This is a genomic window from Sphingomonas sp. P2_B6 (assembly GCF_056404755.1).
Window position 1 is genome coordinate 194,252 of record NZ_JBFUDK010000003.1, and the last position, 11,683, is coordinate 205,934.

At 65.9% G+C, this 11,683-nt stretch carries 12 protein-coding genes; 11 read left to right on the top strand and 1 reads right to left on the bottom strand.

Annotated elements, in window-relative coordinates; genetic code table 11:
* Positions 1-7: 7 nt before the first annotated feature.
* From AC1DX5_RS05555 to AC1DX5_RS05595, 9 genes are all read left to right on the top strand, one after another.
* On the top strand, positions 8-2,233 hold the full coding sequence (locus tag AC1DX5_RS05555; RefSeq protein ID WP_478014486.1) for a prohead protease/major capsid protein fusion protein: 2,226 nt from the start codon (positions 8-10) through the stop codon (positions 2,231-2,233).
* A 51-nt stretch (positions 2,234-2,284) separates the two neighbouring features.
* Complete coding sequence (locus AC1DX5_RS05560; RefSeq protein ID WP_478014487.1) at positions 2,285-2,560, top strand: hypothetical protein; 276 nt, start codon at positions 2,285-2,287, stop codon at positions 2,558-2,560.
* Between the two features lie 12 nt (positions 2,561-2,572).
* The gene (locus tag AC1DX5_RS05565; protein WP_477044577.1) at positions 2,573-2,902 is read left to right on the top strand and encodes a DUF2190 family protein; all 330 of its coding nucleotides are present in this window, start codon (positions 2,573-2,575) and stop codon (positions 2,900-2,902) included.
* A 76-nt stretch (positions 2,903-2,978) separates the two neighbouring features.
* Entirely contained in the window at positions 2,979-3,311 is a 333-nt protein-coding gene (locus AC1DX5_RS05570) for a hypothetical protein (protein WP_478014488.1), read from the top strand.
* Positions 3,311-3,637, top strand: a complete 327-nt coding sequence (locus tag AC1DX5_RS05575; RefSeq protein ID WP_478014489.1) for a hypothetical protein — start codon at positions 3,311-3,313, stop codon at positions 3,635-3,637. The genes AC1DX5_RS05570 and AC1DX5_RS05575 overlap by 1 nt, the downstream gene beginning before the upstream one ends.
* Positions 3,634-4,065, top strand: a complete 432-nt coding sequence (locus AC1DX5_RS05580; protein ID WP_478014490.1) for a hypothetical protein — start codon at positions 3,634-3,636, stop codon at positions 4,063-4,065. Before AC1DX5_RS05575 ends, AC1DX5_RS05580 begins: the two co-directional genes overlap by 4 nt.
* A 19-nt stretch (positions 4,066-4,084) precedes the next feature.
* Positions 4,085-5,320, top strand: a complete 1,236-nt coding sequence (locus AC1DX5_RS05585) for a hypothetical protein (protein ID WP_478014491.1) — start codon at positions 4,085-4,087, stop codon at positions 5,318-5,320.
* Positions 5,321-5,332: 12 nt separating this feature from the next.
* A complete protein-coding gene (locus tag AC1DX5_RS05590) occupies positions 5,333-6,157 on the top strand; it encodes a hypothetical protein (protein ID WP_478014492.1) in 825 nt (274 codons plus the stop codon).
* Between the two features lie 166 nt (positions 6,158-6,323).
* Positions 6,324-7,016 (top strand): DUF6441 family protein, encoded by a 693-nt coding sequence (locus AC1DX5_RS05595; RefSeq protein WP_478014493.1) that lies wholly within the window; start codon positions 6,324-6,326, stop codon positions 7,014-7,016.
* 2 nt (positions 7,017-7,018) lie between these two features.
* Here AC1DX5_RS05595 and AC1DX5_RS05600 read toward each other — a convergent pair whose 3' ends face one another.
* Positions 7,019-7,510, bottom strand: coding sequence for a hypothetical protein (locus tag AC1DX5_RS05600; protein WP_478014494.1), 492 nt, complete (start codon positions 7,508-7,510; stop codon positions 7,019-7,021).
* A 62-nt stretch (positions 7,511-7,572) separates the two neighbouring features.
* Here AC1DX5_RS05600 and AC1DX5_RS05605 point away from each other — a divergent pair, with 62 nt between their 5' ends.
* Both AC1DX5_RS05605 and AC1DX5_RS05610 read left to right on the top strand, forming a co-directional pair.
* Positions 7,573-11,319, top strand: coding sequence for a phage tail length tape measure family protein (locus AC1DX5_RS05605; protein ID WP_478014495.1), 3,747 nt, complete (start codon positions 7,573-7,575; stop codon positions 11,317-11,319).
* Positions 11,319-11,681: a hypothetical protein gene (locus tag AC1DX5_RS05610; RefSeq protein WP_478014496.1), complete on the top strand. Its 363-nt coding sequence runs from the start codon at positions 11,319-11,321 to the stop codon at positions 11,679-11,681. The genes AC1DX5_RS05605 and AC1DX5_RS05610 overlap by 1 nt, the downstream gene beginning before the upstream one ends.
* The last annotated feature ends 2 nt before the right edge of the window (positions 11,682-11,683 follow it).

Sequence of the window (11,683 nt, forward strand, 5' to 3'; positions counted from 1 at the left end):
GCCCCTCATGAAGAAGCCTCAACTGGCTCCGCAGGACACTGCGGAGGACCCGGAGCGCGCCTCCGTTCTGCTCACTGCCGACGGCACGGTACCGAAGAAGCGCAAGCCGCCGCACGCTCGCATGATCGACGGTCCGCTGCCGGGTATCATGACCCGGAACACTCCCGGTGATCGTCCGGCGCCCGATCCGATGGAGCGGCGTCAGCCGCAATCGGGCGGTCGCGGTACCCGCGCGATGAGCATCGCGCCGGATAGCTACGATGCTGAGAATCATACCGTCGAGGTCGTGCTGTCCACCGGCGCCGCGGTGCAGCGCTATTATTTCGTCGAAGAACTCGAGATCAGCGAAACCGCGATCGATCTCGGGCGGGTGCTGGGCGGGGTCTGCCCCTGCCTCGACACGCACAATCAATATGAGTTGGCCGCCCAGATCGGGCGCATCATCAGCGCGCGGGTCGAGGGCGGTGAGCTTATCGGCGTCGTCCAGTTCGACCAGACGGCAGCCGGCCAGGAGATCGAGGGTCGCGTCGCGCGCCGCGAAATCCGGGCAATCTCGGTCGGATACCGCGTCACCAAGTGGACGATCACCGCCACCGACTCCAACGATATCGAAACCTGGCGCGCCGTCGCCTGGGAGCTTCTCGAAGCCAGTTTCGTCCCCGTTCCCGCTGACCCGAACGCCGTGGTTCGGTCCGCAAATGGAACTTCGCATCACGGCACCACCGAAGAGGAAGAAGAAATGAACCGGAACGCTCCGGGCGGCGGTGTCGCCCATCCCAACGCCAACCGCGGCGCTGCCGCTCCCGCCGCCGGCACGACCGTTGTTGTCGAGCCGGACGGCACCACCCGCACCGAACCGAACGGCGCAGCGCCCCGCCAGGCGGCTACGCCTGCGCCTGCGCCGACCCCGCCCGAGCAGCGCGCGGCCGGTGTCACCGCCTCGCGGATACTCGATATGTGCGGCCGGTCGACCGCCCTCGGCAACGAGTTCGCGGCCGAGCTGATCCGCGCCAACGAGACCACGCCGCTCAGCGAGGCCGACCTGCTCGGCCGCGTGAACGAACGTCTCATCGGTGCCCAGCCGCGCAACGTCGACGCTCGCGCGGGCGCCAGCGGTACGGAATCGGAGGGCTATCGCCAGGCGCTGGAAGATGCCGTTACCCTGCGGTCGAATCCCGGCGCCACGCTCACCGACGAACAGGGCGTGGCGATCGATGACCGCCAGATCATCGCCCAGCGCCTCGCCGCTGCTCGCGAGTTCCGCGGCCTGACCCTGATGGAACAGGCGCGCGACTATCTGCAGCGTACCGGCATCAACGTGCCGGCGGGACGCCTTGAAGTGGCCGGCGCCGCCCTCGGCTTGCGCTACGGCGCCATGACGACGAGCGATTTCGCCAATGCGCTCTCCACCGCGTCGAATAAGCGCGTCCGGGCGGCGTTCACGGCGGCACCGCAGACGTTCCGGTCGCTGATCTCGACCGACACGCTGCCGGATTTCAAGCCGGCGAACATCATCGGCATCGGCGACGCGCCGGCGCTGTTGGTCGTGCCGGAGAACGGCGAGTTCCAGCGCGGGGCGCTGACCGACACCGGCATGTTCTACAAGCTCACCACCTATGGCCGCATCATCGCGATCACGCGCCAAGCGATCGTCAATGACGATCAGGGCTTGTTCGGGCGCATCCCGACTCAGTTCGGGCGCAAGGCGGCGGATCTTGAGAGCGATCTCGTCTGGGGTCTGCTGCTCGCCAATCCTGTGATGGCGGACGGCATTACGCTGTTCCACGCCAGCCACGGGAACCTTGCCGGCGCCGGCACGGCGATCACCGTCGCGGCGGTCGCGGCCGGCGAACAGTCCATGCTGATGCAGACGAGTGCGGAGGGCGGCTACCTCACGATTCGCCCCGAGTTCCTGATCGTCGGCGCGGCCAAGAAGGTCGAGGCGCAGCAGTTCCTGACTGCAGTGGCCGCGACCCAGACCAGCAACGTCAACCCGTACCCGGGCAACCTGCAGCTGATCGTCGAGCCGCGCATCACCGGCAATCAGTGGTTCCTCGCGGCATCGCCCGACGCGTTCGACACGATCGTACTGGCGCATCTGCTCGGTCAGGAAGAGCTGTTCACCGATACGCGGGTCGGTTTCGACGTCGACGGCGTCGAGAACAAAGCGCGTCTCGACGTCGGCGGGGCCGTCATCGACTACCGCGGCTTCTACAAGAATCCCGGCAACTGATCGCCCTAGCGGGGGCGGCGGTGCCGCCCCCTGCGCAGCAGGAGAAACCACATGAAGAGCATTCAGCTGATCGTGCCCCGCGTCATCGACGGGGTCGTTCGCCAGCCGGCCGAGGGCGCAATCCCCGTACCCGACGCCGTCGCCGACACCCTCATCGAGGAGAAGGCGGCCGAACTGGTCGATGACCAGGACGCCGAGGAGGATCTCGACGGGAAGAAGCCGGCCGAACTGAAGAAGATCGCCGCCGAAGAGGGTGTCGACCTTGGCGATGCCAAGGCCGCCCCGGACATGATCGCCGCAATCCGCGCTCACCGCGCGGCGGAATAAGGAGCCACCGCCATGAAGAATTATCTCGCCCCGGGCGTCAATGACAGTGACATGGTCGCCCCGTACAACCTGACCAGCGGTCAAGGTTTCCTCGATGGCGTCGAGTTCGCCGTCGCCTCCAACGACGCGCTTAGCGGCGCCTCGGTGGTTGGCGTCACCAGCGGCGTCTGGACGCTTCCCAAGGCCGCGGTCGCAATCACCCGCAAGACGAAGGCCTATTGGGACAATACTGCGCGCCTGGTGACGAACGTCTCCGCGAGCAACACCCAGATCGGCGTGTTTCAGAAGGCCGCCCAGTCGGGCGACGCCACGGTCGCCGTCAAGCTGCGCTGGGTCGCGTAACCCTCCCGCCCAGCGTGAAACTGAGCGGGCGGCCCTGTTGCGTCTCGGCCGTCCGTTCCCTTTTCAGGAGGTCGCTATGACCCTCAAGAGCATTACCCTCCATCGCGCCGCGAGCGACAATCTGGGCCTGTTCGTCGATTCCGGTAACGACCTGGTCGTCGGCGACGAGGCGAAGGCAGGCGTCATCACCGCCGATCGCGCGCGCGAGATCGTCGACAGTCACGGCGCCGTCGGGCATCACGCCAAGGCAGCGGCCGACAAGCCGAAGAAGCCGAAGTCGACCCGCGCGAAGACCGCGCCGCCAAAGATCAAGCCGCGCACGCTCAAGCCGGGTGAGATGCTCGCGGAAGGCGCAGGCGGCCCGGTCGGCGAGCGCATCGACGCGGCCGATCTGAAGCCTGCAGACTGATGTCCTGGGCCGATGCCGCCGCGATGGCGGGCCCCGTCATCACGGCGGCATTCACCGATCCGCAGCAGCTGGAATATAGCTCGGCGAAGCTCGGCGAGTTCACCTTCTCCGGCATCAAGATCGACGAGCAGGCCGACGAATATAATTCGCAGGGCCGCAACCTTCGCCGCGTCACCTGGGAAATCGAGCAATCGGACCTTCCGGGCGACGCGAGCAACCGGGATTTCTTCGTCCATGCCGGGCGCAAGTGGGAGGTCAAGATGGCCACCCGCCGCGACGATATCGGCAAATGGCACCTCGACGTATCTGACGGGGGCGAGGCATGACGACCGTCCTCGACATGATCGACGATGGCGTCGAGGCGGCACTGCTGACGATCGGCGGTATCGACATGGTCGATATCGAGCCGTCGGGTGAGCCGGACACCTTCCCCAATCTGGCGATTTTTCAGGGCTCTAACCGATTGCTCGAGCGCGAGGCCGGCCTTCAGCGCCGCGAGATGATCCTGCGCGTCGAAGGCACGATCGAGCGCGGCGACGGGCGCGAAGCCCGCGCCGAGCGCAACGCGCTCCACGCCGAGACCGTCCGCGCGATCATGGAGGACGAGACGCTCGGCGGCGTCGTCGAGCTGATCGAGCCTGGCGATACCCAGTTCACGCCCGCGCCGTTCGCCAGCGTCGAGCGGCTCATGTTCTCGCAGGATTTCCTCATTCAGTTCGTCACCAACCGCACCAACCCGGCGCTGCCGGCCTAGTCCCCCAAGGAGATAATCAATGACCGATCCCGTCATCCGCCCGGGGAACGGGCTGCTGCTGATCGCGCTGCAGTCCGCCGAAGGCACCATCGCGAGCCCGTCGGCCGTAACGGATATCGTCCCCTGCGAAACCGACAGCATGACGTATAACGGCCCGTACACCAGCGAGGACACGGACGAGGCGAACGGTTCTTTCGCCGCCGGCGCCCCGCTCGTCGTCGGCCAGCCGGCGACCATCAGCTTCCGCAGCCGCATCAAGGGCGCGGGCCCGGGCGTGACGTACACCGCCAGCGTGAAGCCCCCGCTCCACGCGGCCCTTTCGTCGTGCGGCTGGCTCGGCGTCTTTCAGGCGGCGGTCGCCGCAGCGGCGCTCGCTGCCGGCACGACCACCTCGGGCACGCTCGGCGCCGGCGGCGCGGCGACCGCGCAGGTTTACCGCGGCATGCCGCTTGTGCTGACCGGCGCGCCGGCAACGGGGCGCCGCCCACTGATCTCCGACTACACCGCTGGCAAGGTCGCCACGCTGACCGATCTCTACGGGTCGCCGCTCTCCGCCAGCAACACCGGAGCGATTCCGGCGAACTGGACCTATGCGCCCACGACGCCGCCGGACGCAGCTTCGCGCGCGACGATGCACCCTTGCGCGACCATCTTCTGGTACGAGGATGGCGTCCTCTATCAGTGGATGGATTGCCGCGGCACGCTCGACCTCGACGGCGACACCGCGCGGCCTGGCTTCGGTGCGTTCAGCTTCACCGGCGTGTTCGTCAGCAAGACCGACGTCGCGGTACCGACCAACGGCGTCTATCCGTCGCACTCTGCGCCGCTGCTCGTCCAGGGCACCGGGACGGCGCCGGCAGCGCAGATCGCGCGCCGCGGCCTGCCTATCAGCAAGTGGTCGCTGAAGAACGGCGGCCAGATCGAGACCCCGCAGGATCCGAATACGCCCATCGGCTTCGGCGGCGGACAGATCGCCGGTCGCCGCCATCAGCTCGAGGTCGATCCGCTCGCGACGCACGTCGCTACCCGCAACGTGCTCGCCGATATCGCGGCGTTTTCGCAGTATACCGCGGCGCTTCAGTTCGGCGCGGTGGCCGGCAATAGCTGGTCGCTGCTGCTGCCGCTCGCGCAGCCCCTCATGGTCACCCCGGCGATGCGGAGCAAGCTGCGCGCCGAGACCACCGTCTATCAGGCCTTGTCGCCGGGTAAGGATAATTCCAACCGCGACGGCGACGCCGTTCTCTGTTTCGCCTGATCGGAGCGCACCATGACCTCGGTCCTCACCAGCACGACGGTGTCCGTGCCCTATACGCCGCCTTGGTACCCCGACATCGCCGCAGCTGCGCCGGCCCGCTACGAGGAGAAAATGGCCCGGCTGCGCAAGCAGCTAGAAAAGACAAAGGATCAGGCGGCGTTCGACGCGGCCGCCCTGAAGGCCGAGCAGGCGCGCCAGGTGGCCGAAATCCTGCCCGTGTTTAAACTGCGTGCTGCGGGCGTCATCGAGCGTGGCATGATGGAGGCCGAGCTTTCAGGCTACTATCGTGCCCACACCGTTCAGGGGTTTGAACTCAAGCAGGCGATGCGTGAGGGTGTCCAAGCGCTGATTCCCGGTGACCCCGAACTCGACGGACTGCTGGCGCTGATCGAGAGTCAGGGCGACGAGGATGTCGAGTTCGACGAGGCAGAGACCAAGCAGCTGCTTGGCGTGCAGAGTGCCCTCGCCGAACATTGGCCGCCGTTCCGCGAGCTGATCGCCCAGATGGAGCGGCGCCGGCAAATGGTGCCGATCGTCGCCCTTCGCCGCTATTGTGTCGGGTGGGAAAATTGCCGGAACAACGAGGGTCAGGTCGCCGTATTCGCGCGCGGACACGATGGCCTAGTGACCGAGGCCGCGCTAGCCGGCCTAGCGCCGCTCGACATGAGCGCGGCGGGCAACGAGGCCTATTCGCTCCAGTATGTGACCGAGCGTACGGAGGGAAACTTGCCGCAGCCGTCGCAGTCCGACGACGGCCGGGCGACTTCCGGTTCGGGCGTTACATCGAAGGCGGGTGGCAGATCGGCAAAGCCATCTGGGAAGAAAACCCGCGGCTAGCATTGCCGGCATGGGTCTGGCCGGTGGTTGACCTGTATTTCACCTGTCGCCGCTTCGCCTCGCCTATGGGGGGGCAGCCGCTGCCATGCCCAGGCAGTCCCGGGGAACAGCCCGCCGCGCTCCTCGACGCTTTCGCCTTCATTGATGGCCTGGAGGCCCCCAAGCCATGACCGATGGTGTCGACATCACACTCGATGGTGCCAAGCTGGAAAAGGATATGGACCTGCTCGTCCGGGCCTATCTGGCGGCCGGCACCGAAGCGGTAGGGACGACGACAAAGCGTCTCGAACGCTCGCTCGAGGCGGCGACGCAGCGTGCAGTGCCCGGGCGCCTCTGGCGCGCGTGGACGTCGTCCGTATTCCCTAAATCCGGCCCAGCGCGCGACCCGGTAGGGACGGTTTTCCTGAACGGTGGCACCCGCACCAAGGGCGCTATGACGTTCTGGACCCAGCCCGGCCAGATCAGGGGCAAGGGTGGGCAATATCTCGCGATCCCGCTGCCGTCGGCGGGCTCGCGCGGCCGGCGCCGCGACCTGACACCAGGCGAGTGGGAACGGGCGAACGGACAGAAGTTGGTTTTCATCTATCGCCAGGGCAAGCCGAGCCTCTTGGCTGCGATCGGCACCACCAACGGCAGGTCTGGCGCCTATCGCCCGCTCACAGGCGGTTCTCGAGGCCGGGCTGCGAAAGGGCGCGGCGGGCCCAACCCACAGGCCGACGTAGTGATTCCGATCTTCGTGCTTCTCCCAATGGTCCGGTTTCGAAACGCCGTGGCTGTCGAGCCACTCGTCGCAGCCGCTGTCCAGGAATTGCCGGGCGCCTACCGCGCCGCGGCAGCGAGGGTCGGCGCGTCGAGGTAATATTAGCCTCGGCTGCAAGTTTCCGAGACGGTCTTCAGAGCATCTGCCCCGCCGACCGAATTGAACGTGGCGTCGTGAGGCTGGAGTTGATGGTCTTCAATGCGGACAACTATCGACTTAGCCCAAACGACCTTTTTTGCGAGATCTTCGGGCGTTAGCGACCGCACCAAGTCATTCCTGGCCTGCCAGAGTGAGCTTTCCGGCGCGCCGCCATCATATCGCAGCGAGACACGCGAAAGACTGTCGCCCACGTCATATCGCACCAAAAATCCGGCACTAAATTGCGGCTGATCGCCCGAATTGTCGCATTGAAAAGACATCTGAACCGAACGGTCATTGGACCACAGGCGCGCTTCCGCGTTGGGTCGGTCAGTCATCGCATCCTTGCCTGCCCATGTGGCCCAGTTCGTTCCCGACACGCGATGGAACGTCATCGCCTCCTGACCGGCGAGTGCTCCGGAAACGGCCGCCACTAAGACGATAAGTAATTTCATTCTTCCCTCCCCTGGAGGGTGGCTTTCCTAACGCAAATTTTCCGAACTTGGGAGGTGTCACAATGGATATTGTCGCGCGCCTCAAGCTCGAAGCGTCGCAGTTCTCGTCCGAGGGCGGCCGAGCTATTGCCGATTTCACCGGCAAGCTGGACAAGGCGGGCCGAGAGCTGCGCCAGTCCTTTTCGGCCAACATGGCCGAGGTGCAGAAGCTCGCGCAAACCGCGCTGATCGTACCCCGCACGGAAGGCGGTGCGCTCAACCTCGGACCCGAGATCACGGCGCTGAATAGCCGCGCCGTGGCGTTCGAACAGAACGCGATTGCCGCGCGGGAATTGCAACAGGCGCTGCTCGCCACCGCCGCTGCGGGCAAGGGCGATACCGAGGCCCTGCTCCGGGAGGCGGACGCCGCGATGCTGGCGGCGCGGGCGCACGATCTGGAAGCCGACGCGCTGCGCGAGCGCGCCGATGTGCTCGGCCATGTGCAGTCCAATCTTGCCCGCACCACGACGGCGACCATCGACCATACAGACGCGACCAAGGGCGCCACCGGCAACGCGAACGCGATGCGCTTCGCGATGCAGGGACTGTCCTACCAGGCCCAGGATACGTTTACCCAGCTATCTATGGGCGCGAATGTCTTCCAGGTCCTGGCGATCCAGGGCGGGCAGGCGGCGGGCGCGTTCGCGAATGTCGAGGGCAAGGCCGGCGCGGTCGCGCGCGTATTGATCGGGCCGTGGGGCCTCGCGGCAACGGCAGCGCTGCTCGCCTTCGGTCCGCTGGTGTCGAAGCTCTGGGAAAGCAGCACCGCCGCCGCCGAATCGGCGAAGCGTCTCACGCAGGCCGCCACCGCCGCAGACTCCTTTGGCAATGCGCAGTCGCTGCTCGGCAAGGTGATCGACCTCACCACCGGCAAGATGAAGACCCAGAATGAGGTTCTGATCCAGATGATCAGGCTTCAGGCACAGGTCGGCATTCTCAACGCGCAGAAGGAGGCGAAAAAGAACACCGAGGCGCTCGCCAAGCTTGGCGCGCCCGGCGCGACGGGTCTCGGCGCGCTCTATGGCGGGTTCGGCGAGGTGGAAGCCGGCGCCGCCGAAGCGCAGCGCGCCGCCGCCGCCACCGCGCCGTTGCGCCAGGTCCTGGCGGACTTCGCGACGATCGCCAACAACCCGAACGCCAGCCCGAAGACCTTCGCGACAGCGGTGGACGACGCCGTAAAGGCCGTCGACAAGCTGGCGGCGTCCGGTTCCGTCGCGAAAAAGAACGTCACCGACGTGAAGCTCGCCCTGCTGGCGCTCGCGACCAACCGTCAGGACCAGATCGCCAATCAGCAGGTGCTCGATGTGCTCAACGGTGGGCCCATCCCCGGCGATCTCAAGCCTTATCACAAGGACCCGAAGCCCAAGAAGGGGCCGAAGCCCAAGGACTATACCCAGGCGGATAACAGCGCCGCGGTGCAACTCGCTGAGATGAACGCTCAGTGGGAGCGCGCGCCGACGCTGATCGAAAAGGCGAATATCGCCACGCTGAAGCTCGACAACCTCTACGGCGTCCTCAGCAAGCGGAAACTTACCCCCGAGGTCGAGCAGCTGCTTGCCACTATCACCAAGGTCCGCGATCGCATCCGTGAGGGCATGGACGAGCCGTATCGGCAGTTCATCGAAACGCAGCAACAGGGCCTGCTTGTCCAGCGGCTCATCCTCGACGGACGCACGGCAGAGGCAACTGCCTTGCAGGCAGCGATTCGCCTGACCCAGCAAATGGGGCCGCTAGACGAACGACGTCTCGCGACCGTCCTCCAGCTCGCCACAAAACAGGAAGCGATCTCGATTGCGCTCGAGGATCAGCGCCGGATCATCGGCATGTATGTCGGCACCGTCGGCGAGATGCAGCAGAGCTTCAACGCGTTCCTGAACGATCTGCAAACTCGGCCAGCGTCGGCTATCGGCAATCTGGCATCGAGCTTAGTCGCCGATTTCAACCACCTGCAAACCAGCATCCTTTCCGAGCAGATCTTCGGCGGGCTCAATCGCGATATCGAAAAATATGTGCGCGAGGTGACCGGTCGCAAAACGCCGGCGGAAATCCTGCAGGACCAGGCCAAGGGCGCCGGCGTCGCCCTGAAAGAGGCGGTGTCGGACTCCGGTCTCGCCCTCGGCGATTTCGCGAAGATGGTCCGCAGCGCCACAGCGTCCTTGTCGCCCAGCGCCGCGAACGACAACGGCATGTCGCCCCCGCAGCTAATCGAAGCGCTGAAGCGTGGTAATGCTGTGACATCGTCCGTGCCCGTTGCCTATGCTGACGAGGTGACGGTGACCGGCCGACGGCTCGCGGACACGGCAGCGCAGAAGATGCTCTCTGCTGCCAACCTGTTCGACTATGCCGGCGGGCGCATCGCCGAGAGTGCGGGCAAGTTGCTGGGCCTTCCCCCGCAGCTGACAAAGGCCCTCGGCGACAACCTCGGCAAGGTGCTGCAGGGGGCCAGCTTCGGCCAACTCGGCGGGTCCGTCTTCTCGTCGATCTCCGGCAGCAAGGACAACAAGCTCGCATCCGGCATCGGCGGCATTCTGGGCGATAAGCTCGGGAGCAAGCTCGGCGATACGATCGGCAAGAGCGCGACTGGCCTCCTGAAAACGCTGGGCGGGGCGGCAGGTCCGCTCGGCGCCATCGCCGGCGGCGTCCTTGGCTCGCTGGTCGGCGGCCTGTTCAACAAGCCGAACTGGTCGAACGCGTCGATCTCCCTCAACCAATGGGGAGACGTATCGGGCGGTCAGGGCGCCGGCAAGGGCGGCGACGCCATCCAGGCCGCAACGGGCGTCGCGTCGTCCGTATCGTCGGGCATCAACACGATCGCCGATCAGCTCGGCGCGACGATCAAGGGCCTGCCGGCGCTGACGCTGGGCACGTGGAACGACAAATATCGCGTCGCGCTGACCGCGACGACGAAGCCGCTGCATTCCAACAATTTCGGGCCGGACGTGCTGAAGGATTTCGGCGGCGATCAGCAGGCCGCGATCGAATATGCCGTGCGCTATTCGATCTCGCACGCGGTGGTAACCGGGATCAGCAAGGCCAGCCAGAACATCCTCGCATCCGGCCAGGATCTGCAGTCGGCGATCAACAAGGCGCTGCTGATCGAGAGCGTGCCCAAATCGCTGAAGGAATATTACGACCCGGTGGGCGCGGCGATCGACGCCCTCAACATGAAGTTCCAGCATATCAAGGACGCGATGGAGGAGGGCGGCGCCACGGCCGAGCAGCTCGCCCAGGCCGAGCAGTTGTACAACCTCCAGCTCGCGCAGACGAAGAACAGCACGACCTCGGCGACGCAGACGCTGAAGGACTTCCAGAAATCGCTGATGCTGGGCAGCAATTCGCCCTATTCGCTGCGCGATCAGGAATCGACCGCCTTCGCCGCGCTGAAGCCGTTCCTCGAGCAGATCGGCGCCGGCCAGGCGATCGACCAGAGCAAATATCAGGAAGCCGCGCAGTCCTATCTCGACGTCGAGCGGCAGATGTACGGATCGACCTCCAAATATTTCGAGGTCCTCGATACGGTCCAGGCGGCCACCAACAAGGCCATCGCCGCATTCGACAACATCGCCCCGATCGGGACGCCGGTCGAAAGCCCCTTCGCCAAGGCTACCGCGGCGAGCGCGGCACAGACCGCCGCGAACACGCAGGCGACGGCCGAGATCGGCGCCCAGACCAACGACCTTTTGCAGCGCCTGGTCGACGTGATGAACGCGCGTATCGCGAACGATATCGGGTACAGCAGCGACCGCGGCTTCGTGTTGAAGACCGGCTGATGCCCGCCGATCCCGCCGATATCGGCCCCGCCATCCGCGACAGCGTGAAAGCGACCTGGTCGGACGCGACGATCGCCGCGCGCTACCCGAGCTCGCGCGACGGCTCCACGACGCCAGCCGTCGGCTATTTCGACAGCGTCGCCGATGCGCAGACGGTCATCAACGCGCGCGGCGCGCTGATCGGCACCGAGCGGCGGCGGTTCACGGCGACCGCCATGGACGAGGTGTGGCCCGACCTCTCGGCCGGTACGCCGCAGGCCCAATTGGTCGACGCCGAGCAGAGCGCCAACCTCGCATGCCTCACAGCGCGCCTGGAGCTGAACCTCGACGACGGCACCACCACTTACGAACTGTTCGGGTGATC